At 58.5% G+C, this 18,517-nt stretch carries 17 protein-coding genes and 1 pseudogene; 6 read left to right on the top strand and 12 right to left on the bottom strand.

Annotated features, from left to right (window positions below; translation table 11 throughout):
- Nucleotides 1-48 precede the first annotated feature (48 nt).
- The gene (locus GA0004734_RS23395) at nt 49-918 is read right to left on the bottom strand and encodes a nucleotidyl transferase AbiEii/AbiGii toxin family protein (RefSeq protein ID WP_052820702.1); all 870 of its coding nucleotides are present in this window, start codon (nt 916-918) and stop codon (nt 49-51) included.
- Complete coding sequence (locus GA0004734_RS23390; protein ID WP_052820701.1) at nt 906-1,982, bottom strand: type IV toxin-antitoxin system AbiEi family antitoxin; 1,077 nt, start codon at nt 1,980-1,982, stop codon at nt 906-908. The genes GA0004734_RS23395 and GA0004734_RS23390 overlap by 13 nt, the downstream gene beginning before the upstream one ends.
- 77 nt (nt 1,983-2,059) lie before the next feature.
- Between GA0004734_RS23390 and GA0004734_RS23385 the strand changes: the two are divergent.
- A pseudogene (locus tag GA0004734_RS23385) lies at nt 2,060-2,424 on the top strand (D-alanine--D-alanine ligase A); the annotation flags it as partial.
- Nucleotides 2,425-2,571: 147 nt separating this feature from the next.
- Here the strand turns inward: GA0004734_RS23385 and GA0004734_RS23380 are convergent.
- Nucleotides 2,572-3,441: a DMT family transporter gene (locus GA0004734_RS23380; RefSeq protein WP_052820700.1), complete on the bottom strand. Its 870-nt coding sequence runs from the start codon at nt 3,439-3,441 to the stop codon at nt 2,572-2,574.
- 336 nt (nt 3,442-3,777) lie between these two features.
- Here GA0004734_RS23380 and GA0004734_RS23370 point away from each other — a divergent pair, with 336 nt between their 5' ends.
- Entirely contained in the window at nt 3,778-4,713 is a 936-nt protein-coding gene (locus GA0004734_RS23370) for a LysR substrate-binding domain-containing protein (protein ID WP_080823919.1), read from the top strand.
- Here the strand turns inward: GA0004734_RS23370 and GA0004734_RS23365 are convergent.
- Genes GA0004734_RS23365 through GA0004734_RS23345 form a run of 5 tightly spaced genes read right to left on the bottom strand, consistent with a single transcriptional unit; the run spans nt 4,659 to nt 9,438 of the window.
- A complete protein-coding gene (locus GA0004734_RS23365; protein WP_092938419.1) occupies nt 4,659-5,909 on the bottom strand; it encodes a glutamate carboxypeptidase in 1,251 nt (416 codons plus the stop codon). The two genes, GA0004734_RS23370 and GA0004734_RS23365, sit on opposite strands and share 55 nt — an antisense overlap.
- 12 nt (nt 5,910-5,921) lie before the next feature.
- Entirely contained in the window at nt 5,922-6,974 is a 1,053-nt protein-coding gene (locus GA0004734_RS23360; protein WP_080823917.1) for an isocitrate/isopropylmalate dehydrogenase family protein, read from the bottom strand.
- 9 nt (nt 6,975-6,983) lie between these two features.
- Nucleotides 6,984-7,922 carry an isocitrate lyase/phosphoenolpyruvate mutase family protein gene (locus tag GA0004734_RS23355; RefSeq protein WP_080823916.1) on the bottom strand — a complete coding sequence of 313 codons (939 nt, stop codon included), beginning with the start codon at nt 7,920-7,922 and terminating at the stop codon, nt 6,984-6,986.
- A 5-nt stretch (nt 7,923-7,927) separates the two neighbouring features.
- Nucleotides 7,928-8,443 carry a LeuD/DmdB family oxidoreductase small subunit gene (locus GA0004734_RS23350; protein ID WP_080823915.1) on the bottom strand — a complete coding sequence of 172 codons (516 nt, stop codon included), beginning with the start codon at nt 8,441-8,443 and terminating at the stop codon, nt 7,928-7,930.
- Nucleotides 8,440-9,438: an aconitase family protein gene (locus GA0004734_RS23345; RefSeq protein ID WP_210173774.1), complete on the bottom strand. Its 999-nt coding sequence runs from the start codon at nt 9,436-9,438 to the stop codon at nt 8,440-8,442. Before GA0004734_RS23345 ends, GA0004734_RS23350 begins: the two co-directional genes overlap by 4 nt.
- 208 nt (nt 9,439-9,646) lie before the next feature.
- Here GA0004734_RS23345 and istA point away from each other — a divergent pair, with 208 nt between their 5' ends.
- Entirely contained in the window at nt 9,647-11,143 is a 1,497-nt protein-coding gene (gene istA / locus GA0004734_RS23340) for an IS21 family transposase (protein WP_139056207.1), read from the top strand.
- Nucleotides 11,140-11,898, top strand: coding sequence for an IS21-like element helper ATPase IstB (gene istB, locus GA0004734_RS23335; protein WP_092930036.1), 759 nt, complete (start codon nt 11,140-11,142; stop codon nt 11,896-11,898). Before istA ends, istB begins: the two co-directional genes overlap by 4 nt.
- Nucleotides 11,899-12,073: 175 nt before the next feature.
- Here istB and GA0004734_RS23330 read toward each other — a convergent pair whose 3' ends face one another.
- Nucleotides 12,074-13,027, bottom strand: coding sequence for a DUF1403 family protein (locus tag GA0004734_RS23330; RefSeq protein ID WP_080823909.1), 954 nt, complete (start codon nt 13,025-13,027; stop codon nt 12,074-12,076).
- Nucleotides 13,028-13,149: 122 nt separating this feature from the next.
- Here GA0004734_RS23330 and GA0004734_RS23325 point away from each other — a divergent pair, with 122 nt between their 5' ends.
- On the top strand, nt 13,150-14,283 hold the full coding sequence (locus GA0004734_RS23325) for a site-specific integrase (protein ID WP_092938415.1): 1,134 nt from the start codon (nt 13,150-13,152) through the stop codon (nt 14,281-14,283).
- 631 nt (nt 14,284-14,914) lie between these two features.
- Here the strand turns inward: GA0004734_RS23325 and GA0004734_RS23320 are convergent.
- The 3 genes from GA0004734_RS23320 to GA0004734_RS23310 form a co-directional block, all read right to left on the bottom strand.
- The gene (locus GA0004734_RS23320) at nt 14,915-16,129 is read right to left on the bottom strand and encodes an acyltransferase family protein (RefSeq protein WP_092938413.1); all 1,215 of its coding nucleotides are present in this window, start codon (nt 16,127-16,129) and stop codon (nt 14,915-14,917) included.
- 341 nt (nt 16,130-16,470) lie between these two features.
- Nucleotides 16,471-16,902 (bottom strand): plasmid maintenance toxin (PemK-like), encoded by a 432-nt coding sequence (locus GA0004734_RS23315; RefSeq protein WP_092938411.1) that lies wholly within the window; start codon nt 16,900-16,902, stop codon nt 16,471-16,473.
- Nucleotides 16,889-17,167, bottom strand: a complete 279-nt coding sequence (locus GA0004734_RS23310; RefSeq protein WP_092938409.1) for a type II toxin-antitoxin system Phd/YefM family antitoxin — start codon at nt 17,165-17,167, stop codon at nt 16,889-16,891. The genes GA0004734_RS23315 and GA0004734_RS23310 overlap by 14 nt, the downstream gene beginning before the upstream one ends.
- Before the next feature lie 77 nt (nt 17,168-17,244).
- Here GA0004734_RS23310 and GA0004734_RS23305 point away from each other — a divergent pair, with 77 nt between their 5' ends.
- Nucleotides 17,245-18,405: a site-specific integrase gene (locus GA0004734_RS23305; RefSeq protein WP_092938408.1), complete on the top strand. Its 1,161-nt coding sequence runs from the start codon at nt 17,245-17,247 to the stop codon at nt 18,403-18,405.
- The last annotated feature ends 112 nt before the right edge of the window (nt 18,406-18,517 follow it).

Genomic DNA, 18,517 nt, shown 5'->3' with positions numbered 1-18,517 from the left:
GCCCCCAATCGTCTTTTTATATTTCGCCCCACAAACGCCTCAACGACGTCATTCTCGCAAACCAAGGGCGCGCAGCCACGCGTCGATTTGACCGAACGCGTCCTGCTGCCATTGCTCAGGCGTGCGGCCGTCAAGGATATCCGTCTCCGCGACGAATTTTCGAACACTCGTTGCGCCGTAACCATCCAGCGCGTCGAACTTGTCGGCGATATATTGATAGCCTTGTGCGCCGCTCTTTTCTTCGAGCAAAGGTTTGCAGGCTTCAGCCAGGGCCTCGATCCCATCGGGATAGTTTCTGATGCTGTAATAGATATCGTAGGCATCTTTCTGCTTGTGGCGGCCGTTGAGGGCGTAGCCTTTCATGGCGAGCAATGCGGGAATAGAGCAGACGGCGACCTCGACACGATTGGTGCCGCCGCCAGGCATATCGCCGGTGATTGCGACCAGCTGATAAAAACGCAGGGCAAGATCCGCGCCGTCGGCACGCTGGACAGCGAAATCGCTCAGGATCGGCGGACGGTTTTTGACGATCTCCGCATCACGGGGCATGAGGAAATCGACGACGATATCGATCGGCGCGCCACCATCATCAACCGGTACTTCGCGAACGAGCTGGAAGCGCCGCAGCTCCTCACGCTGCTTATAGCCCTGGCCCATCAAGGCCTCGACCAGAGACACGTACTCGCCGTCTCCGAGAGCTTCCGCATCCAGGCCAAGATCGACATCAAGAGTACCAACGTGAGGCATGTCCTCATTGTCGAGAAGCAGCCAGGGAACGGCACCGCCGATCACGGCGAACTTTCCTTTGAAGCTGCCGAGTATCTGCCCGATCTCAACCAGGACACCTTTGACAGCTTTTGTCGTGCGGTCCTCGTAGTCTGCGGCGGACTGCGGGTCGGGCGTGACTATCTTTGCCATGTAAGAAGGTCCTGTCTGAGGTGTTCAGCCGCCTCGGCGCCGCGCTCTCCTGATACGGCAAGATCGAGATAAGTTTGTACTGGGCTTGTACAGACAACTCCCGGAGCAGGCTCGGTGGCGTCATTGAATAGGCCATGGTCCTTCAGAACAGTGACCACGATATTTGCCCCCGATGTCGCGGGTGACAGTTTGAGAGCAGTGCGCAAGGCCGTCAGTCCGGCGGGATCCGCGTAAAAATATTGGGTCGCTACCCGCCCGTAAGGCGCCAGCCAATGCGCCGCCGAAAAGGATGCGAAAATCGCGTTCCGCCCATCACTCCTTACGCTGAGAACACCCCGCGCCGCGTCCTCCAGAGATTGGCCATGGAGTGTTGTATAGAAGCCCATGCGTTCGCCGGGCGGTGGTTCATAAGCGTCGCGCCAGGCATCCAGCAGCGCGTCGGGGCGCGACAACCGCAGGCCGTCATCTGCGACCTCTGCCCATTCCCGATCCACCAGCTCGCTGCGAACGTTGCTGACATGTCCGAGACTTACCTCTGCGGTGTGGGCGAGATCCGCCACGCGCCATGCGCGATCCGGATCGCGGAGGAGCACTCTCAAAACCTGCGCGGATTTTGGCTTGAAGATGGATTTCAGGCTTCGCTGAATGGCAGGCGGCTTCGTGTCGACCCGACGCTCGATAAAGACGGTATCGAAGACGATCCGCGCATTTCCGACCAGGTCGAGATATCCTACTTCAAACTCATTGCAGAGCGCTTGCGCTTCGGGAGATATATATGGTGCGATGAAGATCGGCATCGCCCGCGGATCAAACATTTTCGCAGTCTTGCGAAGTTGAAGGAGCGCCGCGCGCACATGCCGCGGCTGCCCTTGAGCTTTGACTTCGCAGGCGAGAAAGCGGCTATGCCCTTCCCAACTGAGTTCAACAAGAATGTCGAAACCAGAATTTGATGGCGCCTGTTCGACTTTCATCATCTGAACGAAAGGGACAGCGTGCAACAGTGCGGTGATCGCTTCAGTCGCCTGGTCCTCTAGCTCGTTCACTTCGTTAATAGTTTTCAGCATCTGCTGAAAATGGCCAAACCGGTGAAATTTGTCAACTTATTTCACTCCACGAGTTATGTTCAGCAAATGCTGAAATCCCCGGCGAGATCGCTTCGGCAGAAACCCATGGGTTCAACAGCTATTACGCAAAATACCTCGATGAGGACGGGGCTGCGCTCAAAGTGCCGACGGCGCCGCCGCCACAGGTGGAAGCGCGAACGCGCGACATGGCCGCCCTGGCGTTCAGGGCTCTCGGCTGCGATAGCATGCGCGTGTCAACCTGACGCCGGATATGACATTCGTCGTCAACGAGGTGAACACCATTCCGGGCTTCACCAACATCAGCATGTACGCGAAGGCAACGGCTGACTATGCCGAAATAATCGATTGCCTGGTCGAACACGGGGTAGCTCGGGCAAGCCGCGTCGGCCAAACCAACCGCGAGCATCGTGCTACAAGCTAGCCCTACTCGCGATCTCTGCGAGGAGCCGATTCTTGAAAGTTCGTACTCCGCTGCTTTTGCACGAATGACGTACTTGTAAAGAGTGGGGCCCGACAACGAGGGATGTCGGTGGAGTTAGCACTCTAGAGCTTGCGTGGCGACTGTGGTTCACGACGTCAGCAAAACAACACCTAGGACAAGAACCGCACATCCAACAATACGCCACAGCCCAACGGATTCGCGTAGGATGACCATCCCCATTACAGCTCCGATCATCATGGACATTTCGCGCATCGGTGCCACTATGCTGAGCGGGGCACCCATATTTAGCGCGGTTAGGATCAGAATATAGGAGAGCGGAGATAGCAGTCCTACGCCAACTGCCAGCAGCCAGTATCCGCGCATCGCGGCTCTAGCCCGGCCAGGATCAGCAATCACCAGTGGAGCGAGGAGAAAAAAACGCAGAAGATTGGAAAACCAGTCCAATACTACGGGAGCTATTCCAAGGGCTTTCACCGCATAGGCATCAACCACAGTATAAGATGCAATTAGTCCGCCAGTTGTCGTTCCCCACTTTATACCGGTCAGACCTCCAGGTTTACGAAAAGCTTCGAGCCTGCCCTGCGTTGCAATCAACGCAATCCCGCCAACAACAGCCATGAGACCGGCAATGACCTGGATAGGAGGGCGCTCGCCAAGAAGTAGTATGGCACCGAAAGTTGACAGCATTGGCCCAGTTCCCCGAGCAACGGGATAGACGACTGAGAAGTCCGCCTTTTGATATCCACGCTGAAGAGACAAACTATAGGCGAGATGGATCAAACCGCTGCATACAATAAAACCAACCACTGACCAGTCCCATTGAATAGTTTGTCGCGCGATCAAGTAAATGACCCAAGGTGCATACGCAACGCACGCAACGAAATTATAAGCGAACACAAAGGTCGGGCCGACAGATGACGCACGTTTAGACAGCAAGTTCCACGTTGCGTGAACAAGAGCTGCTAGAACAACAAGGAAAATGGCTGCAAAAGTCATTGTTACTATTTTTTCATTTGATAGTTTGAGCCGTTTATCGCGTAATCCGTAAGGTGCTTAATTTCACGGAACTATCGCCAAAACCATTTCGCGCATTCGCAGCGTCGTTGTTCGGACGAGATCCCTATGTCGGTGAGTTGGTAATGCTCAAGGTCCGCTAGATATCTGCGCTGACGAGACCGATCGGCCCACCGCGCGAGAACTTTTATCGACCAAGTGAGGAGACCATTCATATCCAGGACTCGCAATTTTCTCCAATACATGTATGTCTGTAGCGCCCTAAACCCCTGCAGATAATCGATTTCTTCGAAATAACTATGTGAGGAATACGAACATATGCGCCGATTGCCTTCACTTAATGCCCTTCGTGCTTTCGAGGCGGCAGGTCGCTTGGGTCTGATGAAGCTTGCGGCGGAAGAACTAAATGTGACCCACAGTGCAGTCAGCCGCCAAATCCAACATTTGGAAGAGCTTCTAGGCACGCCATTGTTCGAGGGACCGAAGCATGCCCCTAAACTCACTGACGCAGGCAAGACTTTAATTCCGGGCCTGAGTGCCGCCTTTGATCAAATTGATTCGACGGTTCGCCTCGTGACAGATGCCGAATCCGGATCGTTAGACGTCTCCTGCCTTGGTACTTTCTTGATGAAATGGTTAATCCCACGACTTCATCGCTTCCGGGCCGATCACGGATCGATCGACGTCCGTTTAAGCACGGCGGACTCACCGGTTGATTTCTCGCGCGAACGTTTTGACGTCGCAATTCGTGTGGGCCAGGAGCCGTGGCCCGAGGACTGCGAGGTGTTTCCCTTATTCGCAGAGAAGTTTGGACCCGTTCACGCGGCAAACCTGAATTTGCAGCGGGAGAACATTTTCACATTGCCTCTTCTGCGTACGCAAACCCGCCAATCAGCTTGGGAAAATTGGATCGCTCGATCAAGCGTGAAGGTTGATGCCGAGCACGGAACGGAATTCGAACATTTCTACTTCATGCTCGAAGCTGCTGTGGCGGGTTTGGGCATCTGTATCGCGCCGTGGCCGCTTGTCGCTGACGATATTGCGGCTGGCAGGCTGGTCGCTCCATTTGGCTTTACAGACAGCGGCCAAACGTATGTCGCCTTGCGGCGTAGACAGCGCAACAAGAAGTCCGTCACATTTTGCACTTGGCTAACGGACGCGGCTCACGAATTCGCTCAATCATCGAACCAGAAAGGCGATCACTTTGAAAAACTTTCGCGGGAAACTTCTTCGATCAATCGCGCCAGCAGGTAGATGCGTGGTGCGATAAGCGCCCGTTCAATATACTTCTCGCCAGCTGTGTGAGCGCCGCCACCTACAGGTCCAAGTCCGTCGAGTGTCGTTGTTCCGGCTGCAGCGGTGTAATTTCCGTCTGTCCCAGCCCCGCTGGCCTCCGTTCTTAGGTCCATGTCGATTTCACGATAGATGCCCTGCGCCATTTCCACCAATCTCGCGGTTTTATCGGTCGAAGGGAATGGAGGGCGCCCGCGTTCCAGCGATGTCCGCACCTGTGAGCAGGCAAAGAGCTGTTTCGTAGCGGCCAGTTGAGCCGCGTCGCTTTCGAGACGGTCGAATTCGCTGGGATCCAGAACACGCACGTCTGCCTGGGCCTTCGCCTGAGCGGGAATGATATTGCTCCGCTCGCCGCCGTTCAGAATCGTGAAATTGAATGATGTGCTCAGCTCCGGCCGCTCCAATTGCCTCATCTGCAGAATCTGGAAGGCAATCTCAGTCACGGCATTGCATCCCTTTTCCGGCTCCGCGCCTGCATGCGCAGCTTTGCCAAGGACGTCCAACCGGAAGTAGCCGATGCCCTTGCGTGAGAGCACGATGCGATCATCCGGAGTGCCGAATTCAAGGACGAAGGCGACATCATGTTCTTGCGCAAGCGACCTGATGAGCTCCTTTGATCCCGCCGACTGCTTCTCCTCGTCCGTTGTGCTTAACAGGGTCACTGTCCCGTACGCATCCCGTCCCGCCTCCCGAAGCAGGCGGACGGCCATCAGCGCCATTGCAATGCCACCTTTGTCATCGAGGACGCCAGGCCCGTAGATCCGACTTACCTCCTCTCGCCATGGAAAGGTTTGCAGAATTCCTGCCGGATATACCGTGTCCATATGGGAAACCAACAGAATGTTCGTCTTGCCCTGACCTCGCCATCTTGCAACCACGTTATTTCCCGGCCCGGTGCTGGCAGGGATGAGCTCAATCTCCGCACCGATCTCACGTGCCTGGGACTCCAATTCAACCTCCATTGCATGGATGCCAGTTGCGTCCAGCGAAGGAGATTCAATCTCCACCATCTTTCGTGTGGCCTGTAGGAATGGTTCCACTAGCTGCTTTGAGGCGCGGTCGAGCGCATCCGTTTGTTCTTGGCTCATTGTGGGTCCTGGAGCTCCAGCAAAGACCGCAAAGGCCATGAACATTTGACGGATGGCCTTTTTGTTCATGACGCGCCTCGCTTACAATTTCTGAATGACGGAATGGGTGAATTGAGAGGTTGTGGCGCTTCCGCCCTGGTCAGGGGTACACATGCCTGTCTCTGCCAGCGTCAAATCGATCGCTATCTCGATCGCTTTCGCCGCATCGATAAGATCGTCTCGTTTTGCCCGCCGGCCGAGCCAATCGAGCAGCATTGCACTCGAGAGGATAAGTCCTGTCGGGTTGGCCCTGTTTTGTCCCGCGATGTCAGGGGCCGATCCGTGTGCGGCTTGCGCCATGGCACGTTCGTTACCGGCATTGAGTGAGGGTGCCATGCCCAACCCTCCAGCGATCTCGGCTGCTTCATTGGAAAGGATATCGCCGAACATGTTGGTCGTGAGCAGAACATCGAATTGCCCGGGATCGCGGACTAAAAGCGCGGCCGCTGTATCGACCAGTAATTCCTCAATAATGACGTCCTCAAAGTCCATCGCCGCCGAGCGCACCGCCTGCAGAAACAATGCGTCCGAGAGTTTCAGAACATTGGCCTTGTGAATTACCGCCAACTTCTTGCGGCGCGCCGATGCGAGTTGCAGGGCCTCATGCGCGATGGCGGCGCTGGCGGCGGATGTAATCTTACGCAATGCAAACGCGGTGTCTGGATCGGGCATGAATTCTCCCGATCCGGCGTGCATCGTGCGACAGGCATAGAATCCTTCCGTGTTCTCACGGACGACAACTAGGTCGACGTCAACCGATCGGTCGAATTTTTTACGGCTCCGACAAGGTCGAAAATTGGCGAAGAGATCAAGCCCCGTGCGGAATTCAGCAGATGCGTTGACCCCACCGAGTTCAGCAGTGGGGTAGCTGAAGGTTGAAAGGGGCGCGAGCACAATTCCGTCCGCGGCTTCTGCCGCACTGCGGACGGACGAGGGAAGAGTTGAGCCCTCTTTAGCAAGCGTCGCCAGTCCCAGCGCGCGGCGCTCCAGTGTGAGCCCAAGGTCGCGTTCCTTGTTCAAATAAACGAGGATGTCAGCGCAAGAGGCGGCTATCTCAGGGCCTATACCGTCCCCGTCCAGGATCAAGATATCCATGCGCGTTCGTCAGCTTGCGCTGTCCCTGGCGGCGTCTCTGGCCAGCGCGGCGTCGTAACCAACTTCTCGGAAGATTTCCGCGACGGGGGTGATGATATTGTCGGCTTCCATTGATCTGTCGTTTTCGAGCAAAGACATGCAGATCTGACGCATGGCGAAGTGGGAGGCGCGCAAAAGATGGTTTGCGTGAATAACGATACTCGCGCCTCGTGCATGAAGATCCTGCGCCCGCACATTGTTGTAGGTCGTGGGTACGCAGATCACCGGCTGGGTAAAACCCTCACCGCGGAAGCGATCCAGGAACTCAAAGACGCTGGTAGGCCCGCGTTCCTTCGAATGAATCATGACACCGTGGGCGCCGTGTTCCAGGTAGACTCGTGCGCGCCGCAGAGCGTCCTCGACCGTTTCGCCGGCGATCAAGCTCTCCAAACGGGCAAATATCCGGAAATCTTCGGACAGAAGAGCCTCGCGCCCGCGATAGATCTTTTGGCCGAACGTGACGGGATCCTCGAGAACGTGGGTTGAACTCAAAGAGAGGCTGTTGCGTTTGGGGTGCTGCTTGTCTTCAATGACGACGGCACTGACACCCGCGGATTCAAGGCGAGCGCAGAGATACTCGAACGCAGTGGGATCCCCGCCTGTATCGCCGTCGACAATCAACGGCTTGGAGGTCGCACTCAAAATTTCGTCCACCAGCTCCAGCCGGCGCTCCAGCGCATAGAGCTCCATGTCCGGCAGCGCGCGGGCCGCAGAACTGGTCAGACTGGAGAGCCAGAGCGCGTCGAAGCGGCGGCCTTCGTGGCCATTTCCGACCCCCGACGTTTCGCTAGATATGAGGGCGGAGATTCCACTGTGCGCCTCGATTGCCCGCACCAATGCGCCCGCAGACAGGAGCTGTTGAAGCTTGGCCCGCCGCTTCTCTGGCAGGATTCGATTTCCTATCGTCATTTCTGTTAACCTCCGAGCTGAATTCTTCCTTGCGCAGCAAAACGCGTTGCAATCAATGGCAAGAGGCCGCCAGCGTTGATCATTTCAAGCATGCGGGCTGGCGGCGGTGAGAAGTTTGCGGGACGGACGGCGCCCGCGACCTGGCCGGAATGGAGGTCGACAGAGATAACGTCGCCCTCCGAAACCTGCAGGTCAGCAACTTCGATCGCTATCAGTCCGAGATTCCAGGCGTTCCGAAAGAAGATGCGGCCAAAGCTGGGTGCAATCACCGCGTTGATGCCGGCGGCGAAAAGGGAACTGACCGCCTGCTCTCGAGAGCTACCGATCCCAAAGGTTGTGCTGCTGCAAATGACATCCCTTGGCCGGAAAGTTGCGGCCAGCCCAGGAAAAATGTTCTCGAACACATGCTTGGCAAGCTCGTTTGTGTCGGTGAACATATGTTTGTATCGGCCGGGAATGATGTCGTCCGTCGAAATGACGCGGTCGATCTTCCGGACGCGCAAAAGGGTAAGTACAGTCATGAGGTCAACTCCGAAAGCTTGGGCAGCTCGCCGCGGATAGCGGTGTGAGCCGCGACGAGAGGGGAGGCCAGATAGATTTCCGCCTCCGGATTCCCCATCCGCCCTAGGAAATTCCGGTTCATGGTGGAAAGGACGCGGTCGCCAGACGCGGGGATGCTGCCTTGGGTCCCGAGACACGCACTGCATCCCGGAGGCGAAATGATTGCGCCTGCTCGCACGAGTTTGGTGATATATCCGAGCTCCATCGCTTCGAGATAAACGCGCTGTGAGCCTGGAGTGACAAGACATTGAACGCCCGCCCGAACCTTGGCGCCACCAAGCACCTCAGCCGCTTCTGCAATGTCTTCAAGTCTCCCGTTCGTACAGGTGCCTATAAAGACATAGTTGATTTGCAGGCCCTCGCATTCGCTGATCGGCACAGCGTTACCTGGTGAATGCGGCTTCGATATCATCGGGGGCAAACCGTCGATGTTCAAACTGATGACACGGGGATCATCGGCGGCCGGCAGGTTGATGGGCTGCATGTTGCTCGGGCGTCCAACACCCGGCGGAAGGAACGTGCATTTGGCGCCCATTTCCACACCGAGGTTCGCAACGCTGGCGCATGAGTCGAGACCTAGCTCGCTGAACCACTCCCCGGTCCATTCAACCGCCTTGTACAGAAATGGAAGCTGGGTGTTTTCCGCCAAGGCAAAAAGTGCAACGTCACGCGCGCGGGCAGCCGAGCCCGGACGACCGAGGACGTTTATCCAGACGGTTTCCGGGACACGTAGCCAAGTCTCTCCGGTCACCATCGCCGCTGTGCAGTCTGATGCCCCCATCCCCAATGCTAAGCACTGCGTTGCGCCACCTGTACAGGTGTGAGAATCCGAACCGACGACGATGGTGCCAGGCTCGTACCAGCCCTCTTCTAGCGCGACGACATGACTGATGCCTTCACCAGCGCGGAACACCCGAACGCCCAAGCGCTCGGCCAGACGTTCGGCTTCGCGCAAACGTGCCGCGATATGTTTGTCAGGGGCGATAACCGAATGATCAAAGAAGATCCCGATGCGCTCGCGATCGAAGACTTCCGAAAAGCTGAGAGCGGCGGTGCAAAATTAGACCACGGTAGCGGCGGGATTGTCCCGCTTCGGGCGGCGTAAAAGTCGGCCACCTATTTCTCTTCTGCAATGAGCGCAGGAGGGCCTGGGGATCTATACCGTGGAATTATATCTGAAGGTTCGACTGGCTTGCTCGGAAGGCATGAGCCGGCGTCAGGCTGCAAAGCATTTCAACATATCGCGCGACAGCGTTTCCAAGATGCTGTCCTATTCGACGCCACCTGGCTATCAGCGACAATCACCGATCCGGCGGCCCAAGCTGGATGCGTTTGTCTCGACGATCGATCACTGGCTGGACGAAGACAGACAAGTGCCGCGCAAGCAGCGCCATACGGCCAAGCGGGTGTTTGACCGGCTTCGAGACGAATGCGGGTTCACTGGCGGCTATACGATCATCAAGGATTACATGCGCGAGCGGGATCAGCGCCGCCAGGAAGTGTTCGTGCCGCTGTCGCATCCGCCCGGCCATGCGCAGGCCGATTTCGGTGAGGCGATGGTGGTCATCGGCGGTGTCGAGCAGAAGGCGCATTTCTTCGTGCTCGACCTTCCGCACAGCGACGGCTGCTACGTGCGGGCCTATCCGGCGGCAGTGGCCGAGGCCTGGGTCGATGGCCATGTCCATGCGTTCGCTTTCTTCGGCGCCGTGCCGCAATCGATCGTCTACGACAACGACCGTTGCCTGGTGGCGAAGATTTTGCCTGACGGCACCCGCAAGCGCGCGACGTTGTTCAGCGGCTTCCTGTCCCACTACCTTATCCGGGATCGCTATGGCCGTCCCGGCAAGGGCAACGACAAGGGGAACGTCGAGGGTCTCGTCGGCTATGCCCGGCGCAACTTCATGGTACCGATCCCGCAGTTTGCGACATGGGAGGCGTTCAACACCTTTCTGGAGGAGCAGTGCCGGAAGCGCCAGCGCGACAGGCTGCGCGGCGAGAGCGAGACGATCGGCGAGCGCTTGCGGCGCGATCTGGCTGCCATGCGCGCCTTGCCAGCCTCGCCATTTGATGCCTGCGACCAGGCAAGTGCCAAGGTGACGGCGCAGTCGCTGGTGCGCTACAAGACCAACGACTATTCCGTCCCGGTCGCCTATGGCCATCAGGATGTGTGGGTGCGCGGCTATGTCAACGAAGTGGTCATTGGTGGCCGTGGCGAGATCATCGCCCGCCATCCTCGGTGCTGGGAACGGGAAGACGTCGTCTTCGATCCTGTCCATTACCTGCCGCTGATCGAGCAGAAGATCAATTCGCTGGATCAGGCAGCGCCCCTCCAGGGCTGGGACTTGCCGCAAGAGTTCGCTACGCTGCGCCGGTTGATGGAAGGCCGCATGGCCAAACACGGCCGGCGTGAGTACGTGCAGGTCCTCCGCCTGCTGGAGAGCTTCGAACTCGCCGATCTGCATGCGGCGGTGAAGCAGGCGATCCAGCTTGGCGCCATTGGCTTTGACGCCGTCAAGCATCTGATCCTGTGCCGGGTGGAACGCCGGCCGCCCAGACTGGACCTGTCCATCTACCCGTATTTGCCGAGGGCGACGGTCGAGACGACATCGGCGAAGGCGTATATGCGTCTCCTGTCGTCGGATGCGGGAGAAGTCGCATGAACACCCAAGCACCCGAGATCCTTCTCACCCATTATCTCAAAACCCTGAAGCTGCCGAGTTTCCAGCGCGAGTACCAGAAGCTGGCCCGGCTGTGCGCCACCGAAGGCGTCGATCATGTCGGATACCTCACCCGGCTTGCCGAGCGGGAGATGATCGAACGGGACCGTCGCAAGGTCGAGCGTCGCATCAAGGCGGCCAGGTTCCCGGTCGTCAAAAGCCTCGACAGTTTCGACTTCGCCGCCATCCCAAAGCTGAACAGGATGCAGGTGCTGGAACTGGCGCGCTGCGAATGGATCGAGCGCAGGGAGAACGTTATCGCTCTCGGCCCCAGCGGCACGGGCAAGACCCATGTGGCGCTCGGCCTCGGCCTGGCCGCCTGCCAGAAGGGCCTGTCCGTTGGGTTCACGACAGCGGCCGCACTGGTCAGCGAGATGATGGAGGCGCGCGACGAGCGGCGTCTCATCCGGTTCCAGAAGCAGATGGCCGCCTACCAGCTGTTGATCATCGATGAACTGGGCTTCGTGCCGCTGTCAAAGACCGGCGCGGAATTGCTGTTCGAGCTGATCTCGCAACGATACGAGCGAGGCGCGACCCTGATCACCAGCAACCTTCCTTTTGACGAATGGACGGAAACCTTGGGGTCCGAGCGCCTGACCGGCGCTTTGCTCGACCGCATCACCCATCACGTCAGCATCCTCGAGATGAACGGCGACAGCTATCGTCTCGCCCAAAGCCGCGCCCGAAAGGCCGGCTGACGCCCTTCGAAAATCGCAACGCGCGCATGAGACCCCCGCTCGGGCCTAAGCCCTCCCGGCGGTCTCATGCGCGCGCCACAAGTGGCCGACTTTTGCGCCGCCGCGTGGCAGGATTTTACTCCGCCGTTGACAGTTTCTTCATCGCAGTTCCCTCCCTTATCCAAGGTGGTGTGGGTTACAATCCATAAAGCCGGAACGTCGGACGTCCCGTCAGTTCGCGCACGCCTCCGAGTGCAACCAGCCGCTCGAACAGGCGCCGGCTCGAGCGGTCGCTTACTGTCCGGCCGGTCTGAGCTGCCTGTGCATCTTCGCTGATCAGGATCGCCACCATGGCGTCGGCATCCTTGCTGCGCAATTGCGGTGCCAGGGCCAGCAGTCGGTGCGCGCGCCGTGCCAGATCAGCGTAGAGATCGAAAGCCGCTGTCGCCCCTCGCCCGTAGGCAAAGGCACAGGCGGTCTGCCACCGTTGCGGATCGGCACGCGGACCGCCGGCGAAACGCAAGTCATCCCGCTTCAGATGCGCGGCCAGCAGCGGCACGGGAACTGGCCAGTTCAGACGCCGGGCAAGTACCGCATCGGCGAGCCAGAGCGCCAGCGGGCGGCTGTCAGGACGCAGAGTCAGGCTGGTTGCGACCGTCGCGCTCGCCGCCTCGATCGGGTTCCTGGTTCCGACGCTCGCCGCCAGGGCATTGTCGATGGCCTCCTGCGCCGGTGCGTCGATAGTGAGCGACAACAGATCGGCGAAGATCACCAGCCATTCGGCGTTGAGTGATACTGGCCCAAGTGACGATCCCCGTCCCAGCGCCCGCCAGGCCTGCAGGATCCGGCCGGCGGGACCGGGATCGTCGCCGGGCCGGGTCAGGTAGAGATGATCGCGCAGCGCCGCCGCATCTTCCGTGCGGCCCTGCAGGCGGACGACCGCTTCCGCCGATTGAAGCGCCAGACGCTGGCGCCAAAGCTGGCCCAGGGGATGGTGGCCACGGGCGATCTGGTGAATGCTGCCAAGCGCAGCACCGGCGAAAAGCTCGGCGTCTCCGGCGGCTTGGCGGGCGCCGGCGGCGCGCGCCCAGTCCGGCACGGGTGGGAAGGTCGGTGGCAAATCGGGTAAGGTACGGGGTCGTGAAGCCATGTCACACGCTAACTTCAAACGGCGCTTTTGACAACACAGAACTATATAAACCGCCGTGCCCGTCGTCACATAAAAACGTCCGATAATCTTGCATTATCGGACATAATGCTCATTATAGAGAAATGGCCCAAATCATCGAGCAGAACAGCGAAATTCACGTCGAGGAGACCTCAGCGCCGTCTCTCAGCACAGCCTCCGGCGGTGATGTTTCCGCGCCGGAGGTGTCGGGCGACAGCCCCCTCCCCTCTCTCGCCGTTCAGGACCAGACGCCCGCCCATCTCGCAAGCCTTGCTGATCGCGCCCGGGGTTATGTCGAAGCCGCCAGCTCCGCCAATACCCGCAAGGCTTACGCTTCGGACTGGAAGCATTTTGCCGCTTGGTGTCGGCGGTCCAATCTGGCTCCGCTCCCGCCACACCCGCAAACCGTCGGGCTCTACATCACCGCCTGCGCTTCCGGCACAGCTGAACGGGGCGCCAAGGCCAACTCCGTCTCAACCATCGAACGACGACTCTCCTCGCTATCCTGGAATTATGCCCAGCGCGCGCTCTCGCTTGATCGTAAAGACAGGCACATCGCCACCGTTATGGCCGGGATCCGCAACAGCCATGCCAGGCCGCCGGTGCAGAAGGAGGCGGTCATGGCCGAAGATATCATCGCCATGGTCGAGACGCTCGACCGCGGTTCGCTGCGCGGCCTGCGCGATCGTGCCATGTTGCTCATCGGTTTTGCCGGCGGCCTCCGTCGTTCCGAAATTGTCGGCCTCGATCTAAAGGCAGATCAGACTGAGGACGGCCGAGGCTGGATTGAGATCCTCGACAAGGGCATGCTTGTCACCCTGCGCGGCAAGACTGGGTGGCGAGAGGTCGAGGTGGGTCGTGGCTCGTCTGATGCGACGTGTCCAGTCGCCGCGATCGAGACCTGGATCAAGTTCGCCAAGCTGGCCCATGGCCCCCTCTTTCGCCGCGTCACGGGGCAAGGGAAGGCTGTTGGCTCGGAGCGTCTGAACGACAAAGAGGTGGCGCGGCTTGTGAAGCGGGCCGCAATGGCCGCAGGCGTTCGCGGCGATCTCAGCGAGATCGAGCGCGCCTTCAAGTTCTCCGGTCATTCCCTTCGCGCTGGCCTTGCCTCCTCGGCCGAGGTCGACGAACGCTACGTCCAAAAACAGCTTGGCCATGCTTCCGCGGAGATGACCCGCAGATATCAGAGACGACGTGATCGGTTCCGCGTGAATTTGACCAAGGCTTCAGGGCTTTAGCTGGCCCCCTCCCCTCCTCCGCGTGAAATTGTAAGGGGAGATTTTGATGTCGGAATTCTCGCTTAGCGTTTCAATTGAAATCGGGAGCTAAAAACCACAGACGGCGGCCTCGGAGATCGGCCGCAGCAGGCTCTGGATGGATAATTTGGCAAGATCGTAAGGCATTGAATCTATGGTAAATGATTCGTTAAGCGAAAGCTATAGGGCCAATACGGTTCCGTACTTCTCATTAATGTGCCCGCGGTGGCTCACCTCCGATAAGTAATGCTTATCGGAGGTGATTGATTTCTCCCCGCAAATCAGCGTGTCAGTCGGCCTGGATGACCGGAAACGCTTGGTTTTCCGACCTTTCGGGCAGATTTCGGCGAGGTTCAGCGGAAGCGTCGCTGTAATGCGAGCCATCCGTAGCAAGCCCTCCCCTGCCGATGAGCATAGATTCCTCCATAGCCTTTTCCCTCATACAGGCCTTCGTGCTCTTCCCCTCCTCTGATCTCCTTATTTTCGGGCATTTCCGCCGCAGATGACCGCCAGCACGCGCTTCATGCGACTTACGTCAGGATGCCCGTCCGCCGTCGCATTTCGAGTCTGGTGGGGCTGCATTTAGAGTTTCGCGATCAAGTAAGCACGAGGTTTATTGCGACGACGACAGCATTTTATCCCGAAGATGCAGGAATGTTCGCTCTACGAAAAACCAGAGAACGACTGCGACAACAAAGCTTGCGATCAGGTAGACAACAAAGCCAAAGCTGCCTTGCAGATTCTCCTCTCCGACAACCAGGCGCGTGACGTGAAAGACGGACTTGTGCGTCAGGTAAAGGCTGTAGGAGAGAGTCGCTACGAGAGCTGCACCTGGAACGGGCCAGCGGCTTAGAATGTGCTCAAGATCGAGCATGGCGCAGAACAGAAGTGCAATGCCGATCGAGATCAGCGGAAAGCCCGCGACCGCGCCGAGTGGCGCCTGAAACACCGGAAATATGCCTTGTCCTGCAAGAGGTCCCCGATCACTAAAGCAGATGAGCGCTAAGATCACAAAGATCAGACCTGAGGGTATCGTGACCTTCGGCGACAGATACTGCCTGTAAAGTTCTGGCTTAAAGAAGCGGGCGCTCGCAAGCACCACGCCGAACAGCAGGCCATCGAGACGGGTATATGTTGGGTAGTAGACATCTCGGAGGTATGTTGCAAAGGCGGGGCGGAACTGGCCTTCTGCGACAAGGGTGCCAACCTGGATATCCCAGATCGCGTAACGCAGCACCACACCAACGAGCATCAGCAGTCCTGCGAGGGCAAGCACCCATCCCGTTCCAATGCGCTTATATAGGAGGAGAACCAGCAAAGGCAGGACGAGATAGAACTGCTCTTCGACGGCAAGTGTCCATGCCTGAGAAAAAGCGTTGCCCTCCCTCGGATCGAACCCGAGATTGACCGTGAAGGTCGCGAATTTCCAGAGAGGCTGCATCGCCGGATTGTCGCGAAGGACTGGAACTAAGGCGTAAATGCCAAGGACCACGAAGAAGGCCGGGAAGATGCGGAACGCACGGCGGAGATAAAACGATTTGAAATCAACTGCTCCCGTGCGCGTAACTTCCTTGAACAGTTGCGTGCCGATCAGGTAGCCGCTGAGCACAAAGAAGATATCAACGCCGAGCCAACCATACTCGCGGACAGTCACCAATACGCCGGGGGTGGCGTTCAGCGGCAAGTGGACGAGCATCACCAGCAAGATCGCCAGTGAGCGCAGAATGTCGGGGCCAACCATCCGTGTACCAGTTGCCACGGCGCTCGCCTGCGAGTGCCACGGAAGGCCATCCGCATGCGAATTGTTACTTGTGGCAAGCATGGTCATGCGCAACGCTCCAGAAGTTTCATGGCAAAGGCTGATGCCACCTAACTTACTGATCTGCGGTTGCAATGGAACGGCCCAATATGGAAACCGTCAATTAACCTAAATTTTTCGTAAAATTTTAGCGAAGGCCGCAATGGTCGGTATTGGCATTCCTGCCGACCGGGAAGATTCCGGTGAACTTCGACGATCAAAAGAGATATTATTACAACGAAATGTATTCCGCTCAATCGGGCCAATCGACAAGTAAAATTGGGCGCAAGGACGGTCACAAAGGACCCATTTTGCTCGATATTGCGGATCAAAGACGCGGCCAGCCAAGGTGCGCGACCGCAGCTAATCCGCTACTCGCTGCGGGCCGTGGCGCGATGACGCTTGCCGCGCGCCAGTTCGACAAAGCGGCGCTTGATCCCGTTGAACAATGCCGGTGGCAAAGGGCCAAGGTAGCCTGTTTCGCTGTCAACGGGCCGGACATCCGGTCCCAACCAGACAAACCGGTTGCTTTCCGTCAGGATAATCCAGGATCGTTCGTCGTCCAGTCCAAGACGCCGTTTTGTCGCCGGCGGGATTTCGATCGCTTCACTCGGATCAGAGGGCGGCGAGTGCGTTGTCGGCAGGACACGGACTGCGGGCGTGCCATCGTCCAGGGCCGCGACAATCGCCAACACCAGCGCCGGACGGTCCTTGTCGCCCTCCTCCCGGCCTTCGAGATGCTGCCAATGCCAGAGATAGGAATAACGAAAGACCCAACCGACTTCTGGTTCAGTCGGCAGCATGTTTGCCCGTCAGCAGTTCGGCGTTGAGCTGATCGAGACCCGGCTCCATCTGCGACGCTTCAATGACGGCAAGTTCATCGTCACTCATCGCCGTGGTGAGATCCACGCGACGGTCGCGTTTGGCCAGACGCAGATAGTCCTCATAGGCGATCAGAACCGTGCGCGGCCGGCCGTTCTTGGTGATAATCACCGGCTCGCGGACTGCGGCATCCTGATAGGCGCCAAAATTCTTGGAAACGGCTGCTGCTGTCACGGTCGAGGTCATGGCAGAACTCCTTTGTTCCGGAATATACGTGCTTTCCGTAAGTTTTGCAAACGCACGTTTAGCATTGGACATGTCCCATGACGAAAAAGACCTTGTGGGTATCGTCTGTCACCCAGAATGTTTTAAACCGCGCCGAACAGCTCGACACCATCGCGTCGGTGCTGCCGATCGACCGACGTGACAAGCTTGCCGAAATCCTGACCGACCAGGACGTGGAGACCCTGCGTCATCTGATCAACGAAGGTATGGGTGAGAATACGCTGCGGGCATTGACCTCCGATCTCGGTTATCTCGAAGCCTGGTCGCATGCCGCGACTGGCGGCGCCCTTCCCTGGCCGGCGCCCGAGGCGCTGCTCCTCAAGTTTGTCGCCCATCACCTCTGGGACCCAGCGAGGCGCGAAACCGATCCGGACCATGGCATGCCGGCTGAGGTTGACCAGGCCCTTCGAGATGTCGGCTTTCTCCGATCAACCGGGCCGCACGCGCCCGATACCGTGCGCCGGCGTCTGGCCCACTGGTCGACACTGACTAAGTGGCGCGGTCTCGACGGCGCTTTCGCCTCACCTGCCCTCAAGTCCGCGATCCGGCTCGCCGTTCGTGCCGTGCCACGCCAACGCCGCCGCAAGAGCGCCAAGTCGGTCACCGGCGACATCATGGCAAAAATGCTGGCCACTTGTGCCGGCGAAAGCCTTCGTGACCTCCGTGATCGGGCCATCCTGATGGTTGGCTTTGCGTCGGGTGGGCGCCGTCGCAGCGAGATTGCCGGGCTGCGCAGAGAACAGTTGACGGCTGAGCCGCCGATCGCGGTTGAGGGCGGGGCTCCCCTGCTCTCGCTGTCAATCCATCTAGGCCGCACAAAGACCAGCAGCGGCGACAGCGATGAGGTTGTCTACCTGACCGGCCGGCCGGTTGATGCCCTGAACGCTTGGCTTGTTGCCGCCAAGATTGAAAGTGGCAGTGTGTTTCCGGCGATTGATCGCTGGGGGAATGTTTCCCGTCGGGCGCTCGATCCGAAGGCGATCAACGATATTGTCAAACAGCGGGCGACGATGGCCGGGCTGGAGGCGGGGGAGTTTTCCGCGTACGGGTTACGGTCGGGCTATTTGACCGAAGCCGCAAACCGAGGCGTTCCTTTGCCGGAGGCGATGGAGCAGTCGCGCCACCGATCGGTACAGCAGGCGTCAAGCTACTACAACAACGCAACGCGTCGGAGCGGCCGGGCTACGCGATTATTATGAGGGCACCGTCGTCCTCCGTACGGTGATGGCAGCATGTTCACTGAAGCTGTATTTCCGTGGCGTTAGGAAAACGAGCTGGTAAACGAACGTCATGCTCAAGCCGCAACTCGCC

It is taken from the genome of Rhizobium sp. 9140 (assembly GCF_900067135.1).
Lineage (GTDB): Bacteria > Pseudomonadota > Alphaproteobacteria > Rhizobiales > Rhizobiaceae > Ferranicluibacter.
Note: the sequence above shows the minus strand (reverse complement) of the source record. Positions and strands in the feature narration are given on the sequence as shown.

Bases quoted from the DNA above. Each gene is read 5' to 3' on its own strand.
- GA0004734_RS23395 (WP_052820702.1), bottom strand. From the start codon at position 918: ATGGCAAAGATAGTCACGCCCGACCCGCAGTCCGCCGCAGACTACGAG.
- GA0004734_RS23390 (WP_052820701.1), bottom strand. From the start codon at position 1,982: ATGCTGAAAACTATTAACGAAGTGAACGAGCTAGAGGACCAGGCGACT.
- GA0004734_RS23380 (WP_052820700.1), bottom strand. From the start codon at position 3,441: ATGACTTTTGCAGCCATTTTCCTTGTTGTTCTAGCAGCTCTTGTTCAC.
- GA0004734_RS23370 (WP_080823919.1), top strand. From the start codon at position 3,778: ATGCGCCGATTGCCTTCACTTAATGCCCTTCGTGCTTTCGAGGCGGCA.
- GA0004734_RS23365 (WP_092938419.1), bottom strand. From the start codon at position 5,909: ATGAACAAAAAGGCCATCCGTCAAATGTTCATGGCCTTTGCGGTCTTT.
- GA0004734_RS23360 (WP_080823917.1), bottom strand. From the start codon at position 6,974: ATGGATATCTTGATCCTGGACGGGGACGGTATAGGCCCTGAGATAGCC.
- GA0004734_RS23355 (WP_080823916.1), bottom strand. From the start codon at position 7,922: ATGACGATAGGAAATCGAATCCTGCCAGAGAAGCGGCGGGCCAAGCTT.
- GA0004734_RS23350 (WP_080823915.1), bottom strand. From the start codon at position 8,443: ATGACTGTACTTACCCTTTTGCGCGTCCGGAAGATCGACCGCGTCATT.
- istB (WP_092930036.1), top strand. From the start codon at position 11,140: ATGAACACCCAAGCACCCGAGATCCTTCTCACCCATTATCTCAAAACC.
- GA0004734_RS23330 (WP_080823909.1), bottom strand. From the start codon at position 13,027: ATGGCTTCACGACCCCGTACCTTACCCGATTTGCCACCGACCTTCCCA.
- GA0004734_RS23325 (WP_092938415.1), top strand. From the start codon at position 13,150: ATGGCCCAAATCATCGAGCAGAACAGCGAAATTCACGTCGAGGAGACC.
- GA0004734_RS23320 (WP_092938413.1), bottom strand. From the start codon at position 16,129: ATGACCATGCTTGCCACAAGTAACAATTCGCATGCGGATGGCCTTCCG.
- GA0004734_RS23315 (WP_092938411.1), bottom strand. From the start codon at position 16,902: ATGCTGCCGACTGAACCAGAAGTCGGTTGGGTCTTTCGTTATTCCTAT.
- GA0004734_RS23310 (WP_092938409.1), bottom strand. From the start codon at position 17,167: ATGACCTCGACCGTGACAGCAGCAGCCGTTTCCAAGAATTTTGGCGCC.
- GA0004734_RS23305 (WP_092938408.1), top strand. From the start codon at position 17,245: ATGACGAAAAAGACCTTGTGGGTATCGTCTGTCACCCAGAATGTTTTA.